17 protein-coding genes are annotated in these 20,025 nt (G+C 61.4%); 13 read left to right on the top strand and 4 right to left on the bottom strand.

The features are described 5' to 3' along the window. The first annotated feature begins 20 nt into the window (after positions 1-20). Complete coding sequence (locus tag ACR0DB_RS08710; RefSeq protein WP_480550180.1) at positions 21-875, top strand: LysR substrate-binding domain-containing protein; 855 nt, start codon at positions 21-23, stop codon at positions 873-875. Positions 876-879: 4 nt separating this feature from the next. On the opposite strand, the gene ACR0DB_RS08715 is transcribed toward ACR0DB_RS08710, so the two are convergent. After that, a complete protein-coding gene (locus tag ACR0DB_RS08715; protein ID WP_170772791.1) occupies positions 880-1,062 on the bottom strand; it encodes a DUF1674 domain-containing protein in 183 nt (60 codons plus the stop codon). A gap of 89 nt (positions 1,063-1,151) precedes the next feature. Between ACR0DB_RS08715 and ACR0DB_RS08720 the strand changes: the two genes are divergently transcribed. The 7 genes from ACR0DB_RS08720 to ACR0DB_RS08750 all read left to right on the top strand — a co-directional run bounded on the left by ACR0DB_RS08720 (position 1,152) and on the right by ACR0DB_RS08750 (position 9,612). Further along, complete coding sequence (locus ACR0DB_RS08720; RefSeq protein ID WP_480550182.1) at positions 1,152-2,408, top strand: RsmB/NOP family class I SAM-dependent RNA methyltransferase; 1,257 nt, start codon at positions 1,152-1,154, stop codon at positions 2,406-2,408. A 90-nt stretch (positions 2,409-2,498) separates the two neighbouring features. After that, the gene (locus tag ACR0DB_RS08725) at positions 2,499-4,238 is read left to right on the top strand and encodes a heparinase II/III family protein (RefSeq protein ID WP_480550184.1); all 1,740 of its coding nucleotides are present in this window, start codon (positions 2,499-2,501) and stop codon (positions 4,236-4,238) included. 22 nt (positions 4,239-4,260) lie between these two features. Further along, positions 4,261-5,850: a bifunctional phosphoribosylaminoimidazolecarboxamide formyltransferase/IMP cyclohydrolase gene (gene purH / locus ACR0DB_RS08730; RefSeq protein WP_480550186.1), complete on the top strand. Its 1,590-nt coding sequence runs from the start codon at positions 4,261-4,263 to the stop codon at positions 5,848-5,850. Further along, entirely contained in the window at positions 5,850-6,320 is a 471-nt protein-coding gene (lspA, locus tag ACR0DB_RS08735; RefSeq protein ID WP_480550188.1) for a signal peptidase II, read from the top strand. Before purH ends, lspA begins: the two co-directional genes overlap by 1 nt. Positions 6,321-6,370: 50 nt before the next feature. Next, complete coding sequence (locus ACR0DB_RS08740; RefSeq protein WP_170772786.1) at positions 6,371-6,889, top strand: DUF3035 domain-containing protein; 519 nt, start codon at positions 6,371-6,373, stop codon at positions 6,887-6,889. 81 nt (positions 6,890-6,970) lie between these two features. Then, entirely contained in the window at positions 6,971-8,311 is a 1,341-nt protein-coding gene (locus tag ACR0DB_RS08745; protein ID WP_480550190.1) for a M16 family metallopeptidase, read from the top strand. Beyond that, a complete protein-coding gene (locus ACR0DB_RS08750; protein WP_480550192.1) occupies positions 8,308-9,612 on the top strand; it encodes a M16 family metallopeptidase in 1,305 nt (434 codons plus the stop codon). The genes ACR0DB_RS08745 and ACR0DB_RS08750 overlap by 4 nt, the downstream gene beginning before the upstream one ends. Positions 9,613-9,615: 3 nt before the next feature. Here the strand turns inward: ACR0DB_RS08750 and ACR0DB_RS08755 are convergent, their stop codons facing one another. The 3 genes from ACR0DB_RS08755 to deoC form a co-directional block, all read right to left on the bottom strand. Continuing rightward, positions 9,616-10,347, bottom strand: coding sequence for a cyclic nucleotide-binding domain-containing protein (locus ACR0DB_RS08755; RefSeq protein ID WP_170785097.1), 732 nt, complete (start codon positions 10,345-10,347; stop codon positions 9,616-9,618). A gap of 135 nt (positions 10,348-10,482) precedes the next feature. Beyond that, positions 10,483-12,816 carry an aldehyde dehydrogenase family protein gene (locus ACR0DB_RS08760; RefSeq protein WP_480550195.1) on the bottom strand — a complete coding sequence of 778 codons (2,334 nt, stop codon included), beginning with the start codon at positions 12,814-12,816 and terminating at the stop codon, positions 10,483-10,485. An 11-nt stretch (positions 12,817-12,827) separates the two neighbouring features. Beyond that, complete coding sequence (gene deoC / locus ACR0DB_RS08765) at positions 12,828-13,817, bottom strand: deoxyribose-phosphate aldolase (protein ID WP_480550196.1); 990 nt, start codon at positions 13,815-13,817, stop codon at positions 12,828-12,830. Between the two features lie 200 nt (positions 13,818-14,017). On the opposite strand from deoC, the gene ACR0DB_RS08770 reads away from it, so the two are divergent. The 5 genes from ACR0DB_RS08770 (at position 14,018) to mutL (ending at position 20,018) form a co-directional block, all read left to right on the top strand. After that, the gene (locus ACR0DB_RS08770; RefSeq protein WP_480550198.1) at positions 14,018-14,971 is read left to right on the top strand and encodes a metal ABC transporter solute-binding protein, Zn/Mn family; all 954 of its coding nucleotides are present in this window, start codon (positions 14,018-14,020) and stop codon (positions 14,969-14,971) included. A gap of 3 nt (positions 14,972-14,974) precedes the next feature. Continuing rightward, on the top strand, positions 14,975-15,778 hold the full coding sequence (locus ACR0DB_RS08775; protein ID WP_480550200.1) for a metal ABC transporter ATP-binding protein: 804 nt from the start codon (positions 14,975-14,977) through the stop codon (positions 15,776-15,778). Between the two features lie 3 nt (positions 15,779-15,781). Further along, entirely contained in the window at positions 15,782-16,987 is a 1,206-nt protein-coding gene (locus ACR0DB_RS08780) for a metal ABC transporter permease (RefSeq protein WP_480550202.1), read from the top strand. Beyond that, positions 16,984-17,913: a metal ABC transporter permease gene (locus tag ACR0DB_RS08785; protein WP_480550204.1), complete on the top strand. Its 930-nt coding sequence runs from the start codon at positions 16,984-16,986 to the stop codon at positions 17,911-17,913. Before ACR0DB_RS08780 ends, ACR0DB_RS08785 begins: the two co-directional genes overlap by 4 nt. Positions 17,914-18,167: 254 nt before the next feature. Further along, positions 18,168-20,018 carry a DNA mismatch repair endonuclease MutL gene (gene mutL / locus ACR0DB_RS08790; protein WP_480550206.1) on the top strand — a complete coding sequence of 617 codons (1,851 nt, stop codon included), beginning with the start codon at positions 18,168-18,170 and terminating at the stop codon, positions 20,016-20,018. Positions 20,019-20,025: the final 7 nt, after the last annotated feature.

Consider the following 20,025-nt stretch of genomic DNA (forward strand, 5'->3'; position numbering starts at 1 on the left):
ACTGAGGGCTGGAAAACCTTATGGCTAAGAAGAAGATCGGATTGCCGCCTCTGGACTGGCTACGGGTGTTCGAGGCCGCCGGTCGGCTGGGCGGGTTTTCCGCTGCCGCGCGCGAGTTCGGCTTGACACAAGCGGCCGTCAGTCAGCGGATTGGAAACCTGGAATCCTGGCTGGGCCGGACCCTGTTTGTGCGCGAAGCACGTGGCGTGTCGTTGACGGTCGAAGGCGAAAGCTATTTGCCGCTGGTGCAGGACAGCTTACAGGCGCTGGAACGAAATACCGAGGATCTGTTCGGCAAATCTCCGCGTGAGTTGCGCGTTGCGGGGCTGTCGTCGAACATCCATGCGCTTGTGGTTCCGGCGATATCCCGGTTCCAGCGGATGCGCCCGAAAGTGCGGGTAATGACGGATTCGGTCGCGCGGCGGTCATCGCTGGATGAAGAGCGGACTTGGCTGCAAATCCGCTATGGGCGCGGCACGTGGTCGGGGCGCGAGGCTGAACGGATCGCGCCCGAGGTTCTGGTGCCCATGGCCGCCCCGGATGTGGAGTGGGGCGCGCCCCTGATCGACCTGCGCGGCGAACGGCCCGGCTGGCGCGACTGGGCGCGCAAGACGGGTCATGATGATCTGCCGCCTTCGGTGATCAGCTTCGATTCGATGGAACACGCCCTGTCGGCAGCGCGGCAAGGGATGGGTGTGGCGCTGGGGTCTGAACCTCTGGCGCAGGCCGATTTACAGGCCGGGCGCTTACGGCGTCTGGATCTTCCCGAGTTGAAAACAAAAGACGGCTATTGGCTGACATGGCCCGAGGATCGGGCGAAATCCAAAAAACAGCGCGCGTTGATTGCCGATTTCCTGGCCGCGCTGCGGGGTTGAGTGATCAGAAGTCGATTGCGATGCCCTTCTTTTCCCAATCTCCATAACGGGCGGGGTCAGGGCCGTCGCGACCACCCAGTTCCTTGGGCAACTCTTTCGCTTGGGCCTCGGCCTTGCGGCGACGGTCCTCGGCCTCGGCCAAAGCGCGTTGGGCGGCAGGCGGCAGGTCTTTGCGGTCGTCGCTCATGAGATCGGGTTCCTTTCCGTTCCATGGCTTGATATACGCCCCCGTCCGCGTTTGGCAATGCGGGCGAGGGTCACATCAAAGGCGGTTCCATGTCCGACAACGCAACGGCAGCGCGGCGCAGCGCGATCTATCTGCTGGATCAGATTTTGGGCGAAGGGCGGCTTTTGTCCGAATGTCTGGCGGCTGGCGCATTGGATCGGTTGGACCGCGAAGACCGCGCGCGGGCACAACGCCTGACGCTGGAAACCCTGCGCGGGTTGGAACGCGCTGACCGTCTGCTGGACAACCACCTGAACCGCACGCCTGCGCTGACGGTCCATAACGCGCTGCGCCTTGGTGCGGTTGAGTTGTGCCACGGCGAGGCTGCGCATGGGGTGGTGAACTCGATGGTCGAGATCGTCGGCCGGTCCAGCAAGCATGGCCGACTCAAGGGACTGGTCAACGCGGTGCTGCGCAAAGTGGCCGCTGAAGGGCCTGAGGCGTGGCCAAAGATGCGCGTGCCGCGCCTGCCCGAATGGCTGCGCGACCCGCTGACTATGGCTTGGGGCGCGGATGCGATCACGGGTATTGAACAAGCCCATTTCGCAGGTGCGCCGCTGGATATTACCGTCAAACCCGGTGCCGATGGTCCCGGTGAGGCGCTGCCTACTGGCTCGCGCCGGGTGCAGGATGCGGGGCAGGTCTCGGCCCTGCCAGGATTCGATACGGGCGATTGGTGGGTGCAGGACGCGGCGGCGGCGCTGCCGGTGCAGGTGCTGGCCCCGAAGGCTGGAGAGAAGATACTCGACCTCTGTGCCGCACCGGGGGGCAAGACGCTGCAACTGGCGGCCGCCGGAGCACAGGTCACGGCGTTGGACATCTCGGAATCGCGGCTGGAACGGGTTCGCGAGAACCTTGCTCGCACGGGGCTTACGGCGCAGGTCATCGCAGGCGACGCGTTGGACCATCAAGGCCAATACGACGCCATCTTGCTGGACGCGCCTTGTTCGGCCACGGGCACTATTCGCCGCCATCCGGACCTGCCCTTTGCCAAGGATGGCTCGGAATTTGGCGGGCTGATCGAATTGCAGGCGCAGATGCTGGCTCATGCGTGGAGCTTGCTGAAACCTGGCGGGCGGCTGATCTATTGCACCTGTTCCCTGCTGCCAGATGAGGGCGAAGTGCAGATCGAAGAGGCGTTGGATATGTTCCCCGACATGCAGGTAAACCGGCAGGCTCTGGCCGTGACCGGCGTTGAAAAGGGCTGGATCACTGAAGAGGGCGGGTTGCGGCTGCGGCCCGATTATTGGTCTGATCGCGGTGGTATGGATGGCTTCTACATCGCCTGTCTGAACAAATCGGAATAATCCAACGCTTTTCGGTGACTTGACGTGCGGCGCGGTCTATCGTTGGGTCTCAGGCGCCAACAGAGCGCAAGGGGCAGAGTAACGAGCGCAATGTCTAACTCGGATTCCATGACAAGCCGGTGGACCCGGTTCCAGAACCGTCTTTATGCGCGGCTGAGCCAGCGTCGCAAGGCGGCAGCGGGATTCGTGAAAGAGCCCGAGCCGCGCACGGTTGGTTCATTCGCACGTGGGCGGCAGTTGGTGGCGGGAAACCTGCTGTTTGCCGGGTTTCTGGTCGAGGCGCAGGATACCGGCCTTTGGGACGTGACTGCCCCGAGCGCCGGTTTTGACCACGAACGCCACGGCTTTGCCTGGCTGGACGATCTGGCCGCCGTTGGTGATATGCGCGCACGCGACAAGGCCCAGCGATGGGTCTGGGGCTGGATCGAGGCGCATGGCCGCGGGCAGGGGCCGGGCTGGGTGCCCGATCTGACCGGGCGACGGTTGATGCGCTGGATCAATCACTCGTCCTTTTTGCTGCGCGGAATGGATGAAAAGCAAACTCAGGTCTTCTTTCGCGCACTGGCGCAGCAGACATGGTTTCTGTCCAAGCGGTGGAAAGCTGCAACCCCCGGCTTGCCCCGATTCGAGGCGCTGGCCGGTCTTGTGCAGGCCGGTTTGGCGTTGCAGGGCCTTGAACAATTGGCTGACCCGGCCCTGCGCGCGCTGGCGCGCGAATGCGGCAGTCAGATCGACGATCAGGGCGGCATTCCCACGCGCAACCCCGAAGAACTGCTCGAGGTGTTCACCTTGCTGACATGGACCTCGGCCGCGCTCAGCGATCTGGGGCGGGGAACACCTGGCGCGCAGGCTGATGCGATCAAACGCATCGCCCCGGCGCTGCGCAACTTGCGCCACACGGATGGCGGTTTGGCCCGGTTTCACGGCGGTGGGCGCGGAGTTGAAGGGCGGCTGGATCAGGCCCTTGCCCAAAGCGGGGTAAAACCGCAACGCGCCAAGGGGCTGTCGATGGGGTTCGGGCGGCTTTACGCGGCCCGGACCAGCGTGATTATCGATGCCGCAACGCCGCCGAAGGGGGCCAATTCTTACAACGCCCACGCGTCAACGCTGGCTTTCGAGCTGACCTCAGGGCGGCGGCCATTGATCGTGAATTGCGGATCGGGTGAGACATTCGGGGTCGAGTGGCGTCGGGCAGGGCGGGCAACCCCATCGCATTCGACCCTGTGTCTGGACGGCTATTCCAGCGCGCGGCTGGCGGACCCGGTTCCGGGGACCGAGAAAGAGGCGCTGATGGATGCCCCGCGCGAGGTACCCAATGAGTTTGAAGAGGCGTTCGAGGGCGCGCGCTTCATGGCTGGGCATGACGGCTATGCCAAGGTTTTCGGTCTGACGCATGCCCGTACCTTCGAACTGCGCTTTGATGGCCGTGAACTGACCGGCGAAGATATTCTGCTGGCCACAAGTGACAAGGCCAAGCGGCAGTTTGACCGGGCGATGGATGCCTCGGGGTTGAAAGGTCTGGGCTTTGATATCCGCTTTCACCTGCATCCTGACGTGGATGCGGCGCTGGATTTGGGCGGTGCGGCGGTGTCGATGGCGCTCAAAAGCGGTGAAATCTGGGTGTTTCGCCATGATGGCGTTGGAAAATTGGGTGTCGAGCCAAGCGTTTACCTGGAAAAAGGGCGGCTAAAGCCGCGCGCGACAAAACAGATCGTTCTATCTGGCCGCGCAATGGAGTATGCGACGCGCATCCGGTGGACGTTGAGCAAGGCGCAGGATACAGCCTATGCCGTGCGCGATGTGCACCGGGACGAGCCCGATTTCGACTGACGCCAAAAGGACCTTTGGACCCATGACCGACCTTCACCCCGTGCGCCGCGCGCTGCTTTCCGTATCCGACAAGACCGGATTGATCGACTTGGGCAAGGCGCTGGCCGAGCGCGGGGTCGAGCTGTTGTCCACAGGTGGTACCGCAAAGGCGCTGCGCGAGGCAGGGCTGGATGTGAAGGATGTCAGCGAGATTACCGGTTTTCCCGAAATGATGGACGGCCGGGTCAAGACCCTGCACCCGATGGTGCATGGTGGCCTGTTGGCGCTCCGTGACAACGACGCTCACGTCGCCGCAATGACCGAACATGGCATCGGCGCGATCGACCTTCTGGTGGTGAACCTCTACCCGTTCGAGGCCACAGTCGCCAAAGGTGCAGGCTATGACGAATGCATCGAGAATATCGACATCGGTGGCCCGGCGATGATCCGGGCGGCGTCCAAGAACCACGCCTTTGTAAACGTAGTGGTGGATGTCGAAGACTACTCCTCACTGCTGGACCAGTTGGAGGAGAATTACGGAAAGACGTCGTATGGTTTCCGACAATGGCTTGCCCAAAAGGCGTATGCCCGCACAGCGGCCTACGACACGGCTGTGTCGAACTGGATGGCTGACGCGCTGCAGCTTGAAGCTCCGAAGCGTCGCGCTTTTGCAGGAGAGTTGAAACAGACCCTGCGCTATGGTGAGAACAGCCACCAGCAGGCAGCGTTCTATACCGATGGCACAAATCGTCCGGGTGTCGCCACCGCCGTGCAGCATCAGGGCAAGGAACTGAGCTACAACAACATAAACGACACCGACGCCGCGTTTGAGTTGGTGGCTGAGTTCGATCCGGCGCAGGGTGCTGCCTGTGCCATCATCAAACACGCCAACCCCTGCGGTGTAGCGACAGGTGCCACGCTGATCGAGGCCTATAAGGCGGCGTTCGACTGCGATCGCACCTCGGCATTTGGCGGGATCGTGGCGCTGAACCAACCGTTGGATGCCGAAACCGCGCAGGAAATCACTGGCATCTTCACCGAGGTCGTGATCGCCCCAGGCGCGTCCGATGAGGCGAAAGCCATTTTCGCCGCCAAGAAAAACCTGCGCCTGCTGACCACCGACAGCTTACCTGATGTAATGGCCGGTGGTAAAACCGTCCGTCAGGTTGCCGGAGGTTTGTTGGTACAGGACAAAGACAACGGGTTTGTCGGCATAGATGACCTGAAGGTCGTCACCAAAAAAGCCCCGACCGAAGACCAAATGCGCGATTTGCTGTTCGCGTGGAAAGTGGCGAAACACGTCAAATCCAACGCCATCGTCTACATCAAAGATGGCGCAACCGTGGGCGTCGGCGCTGGGCAGATGAGCCGCGTCGACTCGGCGCTGATTGCGGCCAAGAAAGCCGAACGTATGGCCGACGTGCTGGGGCTGGCGCAACCGCTGACCATCGGGTCGGCCGTGGCCTCGGATGCGTTCTTCCCCTTCCCGGACGGTCTGATGGAGGCCGCTGAGGCCGGTGCCACCTGTGTGATCCAGCCCGGTGGTTCAATGCGTGATGACGAAGTGATCGCAGCGGCGGACGAGGCCGGTCTGGCCATGGTCTTCACCGGCATGCGGCACTTCCGCCACTGATGCGCTATCGGTTGCTCATTTGGGCTGCACTAGCGGCGTTTGTGATCGACCAGATCAGCAAAGTTCTGGTCGTTCACGTCATGCGCGTGGCCGACGGCGATATCGACGTCCTGCCGCCCTTGCTTGTGTTCAAATATGGCGAGAATCGCGGCATCAACTTCGGCTTGTTTCAGGGCAATACCGAGGCGGCACGTTGGGTTCTGATCGGCGTGTCCATTGCGATCTCGGCTGCTGTTCTGATCTGGCTGATGCGGTCAACGCCGTCGAAAATCATGCTGCTTTCGGGCGGGCTTTTGATTGGCGGCGCGCTGGGTAATGTGCTGGACCGGGTGCTTTATGGCTATGTTCTGGATTTCCTGAACATGTCCTGTTGCGGTATCAACAACCCGTTTGTCTTCAATCTGGCCGATGTGTTTATTTTCGCCGGTGCCATCGGGTTGATCCTATTCGACGGCAAAAAGCCCTCGTGACGCGCCGGTGGAAATGCGATAAAAGCGCCTCAAACAGGCTGGAGACTACGATGCGGTTGCCGCGTTCCATTATTGCAGTGACGCTTGCCTTCACGGTGGCGGGATGTTCCGATATCGGTCTGCGCCACCTTCAGGCGCCGGGTCCGGGACCGGATGAATTCTCGGTCCTGCCGGTCAAGCCGTTGACACAGCCCGAAGATTATCAATTCCTGCCCGCGCCGACACCGGGCGCAGGGAATCTAACCGACCCGACCCCCAAAGGGGATGCGATTGCGGCACTGGGCGGCAACCCGGATGCACTGAATCCTAACACGGCGATTCCCGCGGCGGATGGCGCATTGGTGACGGCCTCGAGCCGGTATGGCGTGACCGAGAATGCTCGTCAGGTGGTCGATGCCGAAGACGCTGAGTTCCGCCGCAAGCAAAGCCGTTTTACCCGACTGCGTCTGTTTAACGTGGACCGCTATTCGCAGGTTTACAAACGATGGGCGCTGGATTCGTCGCAGGTAAATGAACAGGCACGGCAGGCTGGGGTCGAAACTCCGTCGGCTCCGCCGCCAGGTGAATAATCCTTAACTTTTCGTCATCACACTTGAACCTGCGCCGCGCCACCGTAGTTTGAAACTCAGACAACAAACGGAGGATGCCCCATGGTACGGGCCCTTGCCCTGTCGGCTGCCTTGATTGCTGCCACCCCGGTCTTTGCCGAAGTTGGCCAGGAGGCGGTCACAACCTTCACGCTGGAAAACGGCATGGATGTCGTCGTGGTCGAGGATCACCGTGCCCCTGTCGTGCAGCATATGGTCTGGTATCGCGCAGGTTCGGCGGATGAACCCGTCGGATCGTCCGGTGTGGCGCATTTTCTGGAACACTTGCTGTTCAAAGGAACTGATACGCTGGCACCGGGTGAGTTCTCGGCCACGGTGGCGGCCAACGGCGGCAATGACAACGCATTCACTTCGTATGACTACACCGCCTATTTCCAACGCGTCGCCGCCGACCGGCTGGAACTGATGATGCGAATGGAGGCGGACCGGATGCGCAATATCCGCCTGTCCGAGGATGATATCGTGACCGAGCGTGATGTGATCCTTGAGGAACGCAACCAGCGCACCGACAATAACCCCCGCGCCCTGTTCGGCGAACAGATGAACGCGTCGCAATACCTCAACCACCGCTACGGGGTTCCGATCATCGGCTGGCGGCACGAGATGGAGACGCTGGACATGGAGGACGCTCTGTCCTTCTACCAGACGCACTACGCGCCCAATAACGCCATTCTGGTTGTGACAGGCGATGTCGAGCCCGATGAGGTCAAGGCGCTGGCCGAAAAATACTATGGCGTGATCCCCGCCAACCCGGACCTGCCCGAGCGCATCCGTTCGCAAGAGCCGCCACAGACGGCCGCGCGGAGGCTGACCTTCAAGGACGCACGTGTATCGCAGCCCTACGTGCAGCGCAGCTATCTGGCGCCTGAACGCAACGCGGGCGAACAGGAAAAGGCCGCAGCCCTTTTCATGTTGGCCGAATTGCTGGGTGGTGGGAACACGTCATACCTGACCGAAAAACTGCAATTCGAGCAACAGAAAGCCGTTTACACCGGGGCGTTCTATCGCGGCGTGTCGTTGGATGACACGACCTTTGATCTATTTATCGTTCCGGCGCAGGGCGTTTCCCTGCAAGAGGCCGAAGAAGCCATGGATGCAGCCGTGGCCGGGTTCATTGCCGACGGTGTTAACCAAGAGGATCTGGACCGGATCAAGATGCAGCTTCGCGCTTCGCAAACCTATGCGCGCGACAATGTGGACGGGATCGGCAATCGCTATGGCCGGGCCCTGACCAGCGGATTGACGGTCGAGGACGTGCAGGCCTGGCCGGATGTCCTGCAGGCCGTAACCGGGGAAGAAATCATCGCTGCCGCCCGCGAGGTTCTACAGCTGGAAACTTCGGTCACGGGTTGGCTGATGCGCGACGATGAGGTGACGCAATGAAACGAATTTTCGCAACCCTGATTGCATTCGTGATCGCATTGCCCGCCTGGGCTGAGATCGAAATTCAGGAGGTGACATCGCCTGGTGGCATCACCGCGTGGCTGGTTGAGGATCACTCGATCCCGTTCACCGCTTTGGAATTGCGGTTCCGCGGCGGGACCTCGTTGGACGACCCAGAAAATCGGGGGGCCGTTTATCTGATGAGCGGCCTGATCGAGGAAGGCGCGGGCGACATGGATTCCCGAACCTATGCGCGTGAGCTTGAATCGCTGGCGGCATCGTTTGGCTATAACGCTAGTGACGATACCGTCTCGGTCTCGGCGCAGTTCCTGACTGAAAACCGGGACGAAGTGATCGACCTGCTGCGTGTGACCCTGCACGAGCCGCGTTTCGATCAGGACGCGGTGGATCGTGTGCGGGCGCAGGTTCTGTCCGGCTTGCGGTCGGATCAGACCAGCCCGAACGATATCGCCGGACGCAATTTTGCGCGAATGGCTTACGGGGATCACCCCTATGGAACCGAGGGCAAGGGAACGATCGAAAGCGTGACCGCCCTGACCCGAGACGACGTGGTTGATGCCTATGAGAACGTCTTTGCCAAAGATCGGCTCTATGTAGGGGCTGTGGGCGATATCACGCCCGAAGAACTCGGCAGGTTGCTGGATCACCTGCTGGCCGATCTGCCCGAAACAGGCAAACCGATCCCCGGACCGGCGCAAGTCAACATCTCCGGCGGGGTCAGTGTTGTCGAGTTTGACACGCCGCAATCTGTGGCTCTGTTTGGTCATGCGGGTATCGATCGTGACGATCCCGATTTCTTTGCAGCCTTCATCCTCAATCACATGCTGGGCGGCGGTGGGTTCGAAAGCCGTCTGATGCAGGAAGTGCGCGAAAAACGCGGGTTGACCTATGGGGTGTCGACCTTCTTGGTGCCCAAGGATCTGGCCTCGGTCTATCTGGGTTCGGTCTCATCTTCAAATGACCGGATCGCGGACGCGGTGTCCGTCATCCGGGATGAATGGGCGCGTGCGGCCAATGAAGGCTTCACCCAGAAAGAGCTGGACGATGCCAAGACCTATCTGACGGGCGCCTATCCTTTGCGGTTCGATGGCAATAGCCAGATCGCCGGGATCATGGTCGGGATGCAGATGGAGGATTTGCCCATCGACTATATCGCCACCCGCAACGATCAGGTGAACGCGGTCACGCTTGAGGATGTGAATCGTGTTGCCTCGGAACTGCTGGACCCGGAGGGGCTGCATTTCACCATCGTTGGTAAGCCCGAAGGGCTGGATGGCTAACGCCTAGGCTGCGACCGAGCTGTTCTGCGCCCGAAGGGTGTGTTTGTTGCTGCTCAGCAGTTTTTGCCGCGCATGTCTGAAATGCGCGGCCTTCAACGCATCGTCGATATGGCGATTCCGGCGCAGCAAGCGCGTGAGTTGGATATTGTCGAATACTAGGCAGGTGGTGGGCTCGGTGGCCTTTACCGTGGCCGTTGCGGGCAATCCCAGGCTAAATGTCAACTCGCCCAGTATTTCGTCAGCCCCGCAGCGGTTGATCACCTGATCGTCCTTCAGGATGGTTGTTTGTCCGCTGAGGACGAAACCCAGAAAATCGGTGGTCTTGCCCTCTTCGATCAGCTTGCTGCCCGCCGGGAACTCCTGAATAGTTGCGGTGTTCAGCAGCCGCCGGGCTTGATGCGGTTTCAACGTCTCCAGATGATGCGCGATGAACTGTCGTTCGGCGTCGGAAAAACGCACCAGATGACGTGACAGGTACCCGCGCAGCAAGCCTAGAACTGAGATCGAGATATAGGCCATCTGGATGATCGAGCCTGCCAGATTGAACTCGCGCATCATGCTGATCAGCACGCAACTGGCAGCGACAATCACCAGCACCGGATAGGTCACACCAGTGCCGCGCACCATGCCCATCTGAAGCAGAAAATAGTTCAGGATATAAAGCCCCGCGCCGAAGACACCGACCATTGTGGTCAGTTGTATGTAGTCAGGAATTTCAAACGGGATATTCAGCATGATCGGCCCACCCTCATCTGGAATGGGTCCACGCTGAGGGACGTGGGGTTATCTGTATATGAACGAATTCACATGTTAATCGGTGATATGCGCGTGTTTTCGCGCATATGCACCACTGGGTTTGGTTCTGGGGGCCTACTCGCCGTAGGGCACCCAGATGTTTTTGACCTCGGTCGCGGCTTGCAGGAAGCGGCGCGTCTGATCCGCGTTCCAGTCTGTAGCGGCCCCATTGTTGACCCATGTCCGCTTGAGATTCCCCGCCGAGGCTTTCTGAATCTCGGCCGACAGATCGGTCGATGAGAATGACCAGACCGCATCCACATTCAGATGCGCGGCCAGGGGTTTGGCCAGCTCCGCGTGGCTGCCGGTCAGGATATTGACCACGCCCGCAGGCACGTCCGAGGTTTCGAGGATCTGGTAGAAATCCGTTGCCGCTAGCGGATAGGGCTCGGAGGCTGCCAGCACCACCCGGTTGCCCATCGCAATCGCCGGGGCCATAGCTGAGATCAGGCCCAGCAAAGGCGCCTCATCCGCGCACAGCGCGCCAATCACACCAACGGGTTCCTTCATCGCAAGGGCAACACCCCGGATCGGAACGCCATGCACCTGACCGTCATATTTGTCGGCCCATGCAGCGGCGGTGAACAGGCGCTGGATCGAGGTCTCAATCTCAGCCGCGCCGGTCTTGCCGCCGGTCATGGCGTCGATCCGCGCCGCGAACTCATCCGCGCGGGCCGAGAGGTTTTCGCCGATATAGTACAGGATCTGCGCACGTGGATGGCCGGTGGTTTTGGACCAGCCTTTTGCGCCCGCCGCGGCCTCAACCGCGTTGCGCACGTCTTTGCGGTTGGCCAGACCCACATGGCCCAGCAGGCCGGATTTGCCCCATACGGGTTTCGAATATCCGCTGTCTGGTCGCGCCTGCTTGCCGCCAACATACATTTTGGCGGTTCGGTCAATAGGATCAACCGGCGCGCCTTGGCCCATTGCAGCCTCGACCTTGGCCAGCGGCTTGGTCTTGCCTTTGGGTTTGGTATAGGCGGCCAGTCCTTCCCAGCCGCCTTCACGGCCAAATCCGCTTTCGCGCACGCCTCCGAAACCGGCGGCTGCGTCGAACAGGTTGGTGGCATTCACCCAGACCACGCCCGCAACCAGCTTGGGCGCGATATCGAGCGCGAGGTTCACATTCTCGGTCCAGACCGTCGCGGCCAGCCCATAGCGGGTGTTGTTGGCCAACTCGACCGCTTCGGCTGGGGTGCGGAAGGTCGACGAGACCAGAACCGGGCCGAAGATTTCCTCCTGCATCAGAGGGTCCGAGGTTTCGAGGCCGGAAATCAGTGTAGGCGGGTAAAAACAGCCATTTTCGGGCAGTGCGCAGGCCGCCTGATAAACCTCACCTGCGGTGTTGCTGTCGACCATGCCTTTGATCGTCTGCAACTGGATCGGGTCCACAACTGCGCCCACGTCGATGCATTTGTCCAGCGGATCGCCGATGCGCAAGCCATCCATCCGTGCGCGCAGCTTGGCGTGGAACCTGTCGGCAATACCTTCTTGTACCAACAGGCGCGAACCTGCACAGCAGACCTGACCCTGATTGAACCAGATCGCATCGACCAGCCCCTCGATGGCGCTGTCGATATCGGCGTCATCGAACACGATATAGGCGGACTTGCCGCCTAGCTCCAACGTCAGTTCCTTGCCGGATCCAGCGGTTGCCTCGCGGATGCGCCGCCCAACGGCCGTCGAGCCGGTAAAGGCAATCTTGTCTACGTCGGCGTTGACGATCATTTCGCCTACCGCGCCGTCTCCGGTCACGATATTGACGACACCTTTGGGTAGCCCGGCTTGCGTGCAGATGTCAGCAAACAGCAGTGCAGTCAGCGAGGTATACTCGGCCGGCTTCAGAACCACCGTATTTCCCATCGCCAGCGCGGGCGCGATTTTCCACGCTAGCATCAGCAGCGGGAAGTTCCACGGGATGATCTGCCCGCAAACGCCCAGAGCCTGGGCATCGGGCAACTCGCTTTCCATCAGCTGCGCCATGCCAGCGTGGTAATAGAAATGCCGCTGGGCGAGAGGGATGTCGATGTCGCGCGATTCACGGATCGGTTTGCCGTTGTCGAGGCTTTCCAGCACCGCGAACAAACGCGAATGCTTTTGAAGCAGGCGCGCAATGGCATAGAGATACCGCGCCCGTCCCGCGCCTCCCAGCTTCTCCCACTTGGGTTGCGCCTTGCGGGCTGCGGCCACTGCGGCGTCCACGTCGGCGTGTTTGGCTTGAGTCAGCTTGGCCAACACTTCTCCGGTCGCCGGGTTGCGGCTGTCAAACCCTTTACCGGGTTTGGTGAAGGCCCCGTCGATATAGTGGCCGAATTTGTCACCCTGATCGACCAGCCAAGCCAGCGCCTCGGCTGCGCTTTCGGGGGCTGGGCCGTAATCCATGGTTTCGAAAATCTCTTTGACTGTCATTGTTCTTGTCCTCAGCCCATGGAGTGACGGTAGCCAGCCGAGTACGCCCCGGTGACATAATGTTCCAACTGCCGCTCGATATCGCCCAGCAGTGACGAGGCGCCGAACCGGAACAGGTCCGGCTCCAGCCAGCGATCGCCCAACTCGTCCTTGATCAGCGACAGATAGACCAGCGCATCCTTGGCCTTGGAAATCCCGCCCGCAGGCTTGTAGCCGACGCGGTATCCTGTGCGGTCATAGTAATCGCGGATCGCACGGATCATCACCAGCGACACGGGCAGTGTGGCGTTGACGCTTTCCTTGCCGGTCGAGGTCTTGATGAAATCCGCCCCCGCCATCATGCACACGACCGAGGCGCGAGCGACATTGCGCAGGCTGCCCAATTCTCCGGTCGCCAGAATGGCTTTGACATGGGCGTCGCCACAGGCGGCACGGAAAGCCTTCATCTCGTCATACAGAGCCTGCCAGTCGCCTGACAGCACGTGACGGCGCGAGATCACGATATCGATTTCCTCGGCCCCGGCCTTTACGCTTTCTTCGATCTCGGCCACGCGCAGATGGAAGGGGGACAGACCCGCAGGGAACCCGGTCGAGACAGCAGCCACCGGAATGCCAGTGCCTTTTAGCGCCGCAACAGCTGGTTCGATCATGTCGTGATAGACACAGACCGCACCCGTGGTGATCGGCGGCATGTCCATCGCTTGCAATAGCGCGGGGGCTACAGGCTGACGCGCCTTGGCGCACAAGCGGCGCACGCGGCCCACCGTGTCATCGCCTGACAAAGTGGTCAGGTCGATCATCGTGATCGCCTTCAGCAGCCAAGCGGCCTGATAATCTTTCTTTACCGAACGACGACCGGGCAGGGTGGCGGCACGGCGTTCAATGGCTGAGGTGTTGGCCTGCACGGCGCACACCCAGTCCAAATCCAGATCCATACCCGGATTGCGGGGTTCGGTCACTTGCGGCAGATGCGCGGTGCGCACGGGGCTCTGCGTTTCCATCATCGCGTCCTTTGGGAGATTTGCGCCAAAATCGCATGGGTTGCGTCTAAAGAAAAGGGCAAGCGAGTGCGTTTCAGCCATTTTTTTGACCAAATGGACAAATATGGCCGCCTTTTTTGCGAATAATTCGCAATAGCATTGACTAAGTTGCGAATGGTTCGCATATTAACAGTCATGGGGATATCAGATCGGGGTCTGACATGATTCGTCGTAGCTTTCTTGCAGCGCTGGCTTTTGCCGTCGCTCTGCCGATGTCGGTGCTGGCCGAAGCGCCGCTTAAAGTGGTGGCGACGACCGGTATGATTGCGGATGCCGTGCGTCAGGTCGGCGGGGATCAAGTCGAGGTCAAGGGCCTGATGGGCCCTGGTGTAGACCCGCACGCTTATCGTCAGACCCGCAGCGATATCGTTGCCATGACCCGCGCAGATCTTATCCTATGGCACGGCCTGTATCTTGAAGCGCAAATGGAGGATTTCTTCCACGACCTGTCTCGCAAGCGCAACGTGGTGGCCGTTGCCGAAGGGATCGACACGTCCAAGCTGCGCGCCCATGATGATTACGCCGACAAATACGACCCGCATGTGTGGATGAGCCCGGCCCTGTGGCGCGACGTTGTGGTTCAGGTGCAAAATGCGCTGACCGACACCCGCCCCGAAGCGGCCGAGTTTTTCGCCGCCAATGCGCAGGCCCATCTGGCCGAGATTGCCCAGTTGGAAGCCTATGGGAAACGGATGCTGGCCGCCGTCCCGAAGGACAACCGCGTTCTGGTGACGGCCCACGACGCATTTGGCTATTTCGGTGCGGAATACGGCTATGCGGTGCTGGGCATTCAGGGCATCTCGACCCAGTCCGAGGCTGGTCTGAACCGGATCGGCGAACTGGTCGATACGCTGGTTGATCAGAAATTGACGGCGGTGTTCGTGGAAAGCTCGGTTTCGGACCGGTCCATGCGCGCGCTGATCGAGGGTGCCGCGGCCAAGGGCCATCAGGTGGATGTGGGCGGTGAACTTTATTCAGACGCGATGGGCGAACCCGGCACGTATGAGGGCACCTATATCGGAATGCTGGATCACAATATCACCGTCATTGCCACTGCGTTGGGTGCAGATGCACCGGCACTGGGCATGAACGGTAAACTGTCGGCGGGGTTTTGAGCGATGCTGGAGCTTGCAGCACATCAGGGCGTATCCGTTCAGGACAACGGGATTGAACGCAGCCCGCTGGCCATTCGCGGCCTGACTGTGTCCTATGGTCAGAAACCCGCTGTGTTCTCGGTGGATATGACGGTGCAGCCCGGCGCTATGACCGCGATTATCGGGCCGAACGGTGCGGGCAAGTCGACTTTGTTGAAAGCCGCGCTGGGGATCGTGTCGGCGCTTTCGGGGCAGGTAACGGTCCACGGTCAACCGCTCGAGTCCCAACGCGCCCACATCGCCTATGTCCCGCAGCGCGCCAGTGTGGATTGGGATTTCCCGACCCGTGTGATTGACGTGGTCCTGATGGGTCTGTCGCGTCAGTTGGGTCTGCTGGGCCGCATTCGGGGTCGTCATCGCGCGCGCGCGATGGATTGCCTGAACCGTGTCGGTATGCGTGATTTCGCGGACCGTCAGATCGGTCAGCTTTCGGGCGGTCAGCAACAGCGGGTGTTTCTGGCGCGCGCTCTGGCGCAGGATGCTGACCTGTACCTGCTGGATGAGCCCTTTGCCGGAGTCGATGCGGCCACCGAAAAGGCCATCATTGCGGTGCTGAAAGCGCTGAAAGAGACCGGCAAGACCGTGGTCGTCGTGCATCACGATCTGGCCACCGTCACCGATTATTTCGACCATGTCTTCCTGATCAACACCAGCAAAGTGGCCGAGGGCCCAGTGGATCAGGCCTTTACCGCCGAGACATTGCAGGCTGCTTATGGGGGCCGTCTGGCCACCGCTCAAATCGACCAGATCTCGCGCGCGCTGGGATAATCCATGCTTTGGGACGCTCTGACCCTTCAGCTGGGCTATAACGCCTCGCTTGTTGCCATTGGGGCTGCGCTGCTGGGCGTGTCGGCGGGGGTGACGGGGACGTTCCTGTTTCTGCGCAAACGCGCGCTGGTCAGCGATGCGATCAGCCATGCTACGCTGCCCGGTGTGTGTCTGGCCTTCATGGTGCTGGTTGCCTTTGGCGGCGACGGACGTAACCTGCTGGGACTGCTGGCCGGATCGGCCCTGTCGGCTTGGATGGGCCTGCTGTGCATGAACTGGCTGACCCGCCACACGCGTTTGGCCGAGGATGCCGCGATCGGCGCGGTTCTGTCGGTGTTCTTTGGCTTCGGTATCGTACTGCTGACTGTGATCCAGACTATGGGCGTGGGTCGTCAGGCGGGGTTGGAAGGGTTCCTGTTGGGCTCGACCGCCGGGATGCTATGGGCGGATGCGCTGATCATCGCTGTTGGAGGCGCTGCGACACTGGTGCTGGTGATGATCCTGCGCCGACCCATGACGATGGTGGCCTTTGACCCTGAATATGCTGCCGCCCGAGGGCTGCCGGTGCATCGCATCGACCTTGCGATGATGGGGCTGGTGATGGCCGTCACCGTGGTCGGCCTGAAAATCGTCGGACTGATCCTGATCGTGGCATTGTTGATCATCCCTGCCGTCACGGCACGGTTCTGGACTGAACGGTCCGACCGGGTGGTCCTGTTGGCAGGGGTCGCCGGAGGGGTCTCGGGCTATGTCGGCGCGGCGCTGTCGGCCTCGGCCCCGAACCTGCCGACGGGTCCGATCATCGTGCTGGTCAGCTTTGCCCTGTTTGCCCTGTCGCTGTTGCTTGCTCCGGTGCGTGGCGTTCTGGCCGCCGTGCTGCGTCATCTGCGCTTTCAGCGCCGGGTTCATATTCGTCAAGGCCTGCTGGCCTTGGCGCAGGGGCAGAAGATCTACGAACCCCTGACCCTGCGTCTGTTGAAACGCGCCGGGCTGGCCCGCGCCGATGGCGTCGCCACCGAGGCTGGCAAGGCCCGCGCCGCCAAGGCTCTGCGGGATGAGAAACGCTGGGAAATCGTCCGTGCCGATCAGGCGCATGAGGCGACAGCCGCGCTCTATGACGGGTTGCGCGATATTGAGACCGTCTTGACCCGCGACCAGATCGCCGAGATTGACCGCCAGATCGGCGGCCCGCAGGGGGTGGTGGCATGAGCGGTGAAGAGTTTGTCCCCCTGTCCTTAACGCCCTTGTTGATTGGCACTTTTGCGGCGATTGCCTGCGCGTTGCCGGGCAACTTTCTGGTGCTGCGCAAACAGGCGCTGATTGGCGATGCGATCAGCCATGTGGTGCTGCCGGGAATTGTGGTGGCCTTTATCCTGACCGGAGCGATCTCGACCTGGCCCATGATGCTGGGTGCGGCGGGGGCTGCGGTGGTCGCCGTGGTGATGATCGAGGCGATCCGGAGGCTGGGCCAGATCGAACCCGGTGCCGCGATGGGTGTGGTATTTACCACCATGTTCGCCGCCGGGGTGCTGTTGCTGGAGCAGACCGATACCTCGACCGTGCATCTGGACGTGGAACATGCGCTCTATGGCAATCTGGAAAGCCTGATCTGGCTGGACGCAGTGGGTTGGTCGTCGCTTTTGGATATTGACGCACTGGCGGGCTTGCCGCCTGAACTGTTGCGCATCGCACTGACGCTGGCCGCGGTGTCTGTGTTTATATGGCTGTTCTGGCGGCCGCTCAAGATCTCTACCTTCGACGAGGGCTTTGCCCGCACCATCGGTATCCGGACCGGCCCGCTTGGGTTTGCGCTGGTGATCACCGCTGCCATCGCTGCCGTAGCAGCGTTTGATGCGGTGGGGTCGATCATCGTGATCGCCATGTTTATCTGCCCACCCGCAGCCGCGCGGATGATGACCAATCGGCTGGAAACGCAAATCGCCTGGTCCGTCGCCTTTGCAGTGACCTCGGCCGTGCTGGGCTATGTGCTGGCCGGATATGGCCCCCTGTGGTTGGGCATGGCGGATGCCGTCAGTGCGGCGGGTATGATCGCAACGGTAGCTGGGCTGATCCTGGCCGTGGCGGCAATCTGGGGGCCATGCCGGACGCGCGCCGGGGCACCGGGATCGGCGTAATCGCGCGCTTATGTCGGCTGAACTTTGCCCAACACCACTGACTGGCCAGAGTTCGCAAGCCTCAATAGCCTTTTCGTGCTACGAACGCCGCATCAAGCGAACGACCACCACTCACATTGGACCGTTCGGACAATCGTTGCCTCTGTGTTGCTTTACTGGGTGACACGACGATTGTCCGAACGCCCCCTCAATCAGAAAATTGACCTCTGCAAACCAGTGGTAGAATCGTGCGTGCCTGTGCTAGGTCTGGGGGTATGGCGCAGGCAAACCCCAATATCAGCGAATCCCGTCCCGTAATTCGGCAATTGGACGACGCAGCGATCAACCGTATCGCGGCGGGTGAAGTTGTTGAGCGCCCCGCTTCGGCTGTGAAAGAGCTGGTCGAGAATGCGATTGATGCGGGATCGACCCGAATTGCCATTGATATTGCCGATGGCGGCAAGACGCTGATTCGCGTCACCGATGATGGCTGCGGGATTGTGGCGGATGATCTGCCGCTGGCCTTGTCGCGGCACGCGACCTCGAAAATCGACGGCTCGGACCTGCTGAACATCCACACATTTGGGTTCCGGGGCGAGGCGCTGCCCTCGCTGGGGGCCGTAGGTCGACTAACCATTACCAGTCGCGTGCCGGGGGCCGAGGCCGCGTCGGTTCACGTCTCGGGTGGCAGAATGGAGGCGGTGAAACCCGCAGCCTTGCGCGCGGGCACGGTGGTCGAGCTGCGCGACTTGTTCTTTGCCACGCCCGCCCGGCTGAAATTCATGCGCACCGACCGGGCCGAGGCACAGGCGATCACCGACACCGTGAAACGTCTGGCGATGGCAGAGCCCGCGATCACCTTCACCCTGCGCGATGTCTCGGGCGGGGGAGAGGGGCGCGTGACCTTCCGCGCCGACCGAGAGAATGGCGATCTGTTCGATGCCTTGCACGCCCGTCTGGCTCGCGTGATCGGGCGCGAGTTTGCCGAGAACGCGTTGCAGATCGACGCTACGCGTGAGGGGATCAGGCTGTACGGATACGCCGCCTTGCCGACCTATTCGCGCGGTGCTGCGGTGGCGCAGTACCTGTTCGTCAATGGCCGTCCGGTGCGGGACAAGATGCTGACCGGGGCGCTGCGGGCGGCGTATTTCGATTTCCTGAGCCGTGACCGCCACCCGGCGGCGGCGCTGTTCATAGACTGTGACCCGACGCTGGTGGATGTGAACGTGCATCCGGCGAAGTCCGAGGTCCGGTTTCGCGATCCCGGCGTGGCGCGGGGGCTGATCGTCTCGGCCCTGCGCCACTCGCTGGCCGAGGCGGGGCATCGGGCGTCTTCAACCGTGGCAAACGCGACTTTGGGCGCGATGCGGCCAGAAGCGGCGCAGCCCGCCCCGGCGCGGGTGTATCAAATGGATCGACCCTCAGCAGCGGCGCGGCACACGGCCTACCGGGCCCAGGCGCCGGGCTTTGCGGAACTGTCGCAGGATTACAGCGGCAGCATTGTCGAACCCGCTCCGGTCGCCGCGGAGGAACCTCCGGCACAGGACTTGCCCTTGGGCGCGGCCCGCGGGCAGGTGCACGAAAATTACATCATCGCCCAAACCGCCGATGGCATGGTGATCGTCGATCAACACGCGGCGCATGAACGCTTGGTCTATGAGAAGCTCAAACACCAGATGGCTAAGAACGGAGTCGCCGCGCAGGCGCTGCTGATCCCCGAGATCGTGGAACTGTCCGACGGCGACTGTGCGCGGCTGCAGGCCGTGGCCGACGACCTGACCCGACTTGGCCTGACGTTGGAACCCTTCGGCGGCGGGGCCATCGCAGTGCGTGAAACCCCGGCCATTCTGGGCGAAGTCGACGCCCGCGCGATGATCCTGGATATCCTTGATGAGCTGGCTGATCAGGGCGAAAGCCAGACTGTGCAGGCGCGGATCGAGGCGATCCTCAGCCGGGTGGCCTGTCATGGCTCGGTCCGGTCGGGCCGTCGGATGCGAGCCGAGGAAATGAACGCCTTGCTGCGCGAGATGGAGGCGACGCCCCATTCCGGTCAATGCAACCATGGGCGGCCGACTTATGTGGAACTGAAACTGTCTGATATCGAACGTCTGTTCGGGCGCAGTTGATCCCGCC

It is taken from the genome of Ruegeria sp. AB6, assembly GCF_056542685.1.

What these genes read in the sequence shown, in the direction of transcription:
- lspA (WP_480550188.1), top strand. Translation starts at nt 5,850, where the DNA reads ATGCGCTATCGGTTGCTCATTTGGGCTGCACTAGCGGCGTTTGTGATC.
- mutL (WP_480550206.1), top strand. Translation starts at nt 18,168, where the DNA reads ATGGCGCAGGCAAACCCCAATATCAGCGAATCCCGTCCCGTAATTCGG.
- ACR0DB_RS08725 (WP_480550184.1), top strand. Translation starts at nt 2,499, where the DNA reads ATGTCTAACTCGGATTCCATGACAAGCCGGTGGACCCGGTTCCAGAAC.
- ACR0DB_RS08745 (WP_480550190.1), top strand. Translation starts at nt 6,971, where the DNA reads ATGGTACGGGCCCTTGCCCTGTCGGCTGCCTTGATTGCTGCCACCCCG.
- deoC (WP_480550196.1), bottom strand. Translation starts at nt 13,817, where the DNA reads ATGGAAACGCAGAGCCCCGTGCGCACCGCGCATCTGCCGCAAGTGACC.
- ACR0DB_RS08710 (WP_480550180.1), top strand. Translation starts at nt 21, where the DNA reads ATGGCTAAGAAGAAGATCGGATTGCCGCCTCTGGACTGGCTACGGGTG.
- ACR0DB_RS08760 (WP_480550195.1), bottom strand. Translation starts at nt 12,816, where the DNA reads ATGACAGTCAAAGAGATTTTCGAAACCATGGATTACGGCCCAGCCCCC.
- purH (WP_480550186.1), top strand. Translation starts at nt 4,261, where the DNA reads ATGACCGACCTTCACCCCGTGCGCCGCGCGCTGCTTTCCGTATCCGAC.
- ACR0DB_RS08740 (WP_170772786.1), top strand. Translation starts at nt 6,371, where the DNA reads ATGCGGTTGCCGCGTTCCATTATTGCAGTGACGCTTGCCTTCACGGTG.
- ACR0DB_RS08770 (WP_480550198.1), top strand. Translation starts at nt 14,018, where the DNA reads ATGATTCGTCGTAGCTTTCTTGCAGCGCTGGCTTTTGCCGTCGCTCTG.
- ACR0DB_RS08715 (WP_170772791.1), bottom strand. Translation starts at nt 1,062, where the DNA reads ATGAGCGACGACCGCAAAGACCTGCCGCCTGCCGCCCAACGCGCTTTG.
- ACR0DB_RS08755 (WP_170785097.1), bottom strand. Translation starts at nt 10,347, where the DNA reads ATGCTGAATATCCCGTTTGAAATTCCTGACTACATACAACTGACCACA.
- ACR0DB_RS08720 (WP_480550182.1), top strand. Translation starts at nt 1,152, where the DNA reads ATGTCCGACAACGCAACGGCAGCGCGGCGCAGCGCGATCTATCTGCTG.
- ACR0DB_RS08750 (WP_480550192.1), top strand. Translation starts at nt 8,308, where the DNA reads ATGAAACGAATTTTCGCAACCCTGATTGCATTCGTGATCGCATTGCCC.
- ACR0DB_RS08780 (WP_480550202.1), top strand. Translation starts at nt 15,782, where the DNA reads ATGCTTTGGGACGCTCTGACCCTTCAGCTGGGCTATAACGCCTCGCTT.
- ACR0DB_RS08775 (WP_480550200.1), top strand. Translation starts at nt 14,975, where the DNA reads ATGCTGGAGCTTGCAGCACATCAGGGCGTATCCGTTCAGGACAACGGG.
- ACR0DB_RS08785 (WP_480550204.1), top strand. Translation starts at nt 16,984, where the DNA reads ATGAGCGGTGAAGAGTTTGTCCCCCTGTCCTTAACGCCCTTGTTGATT.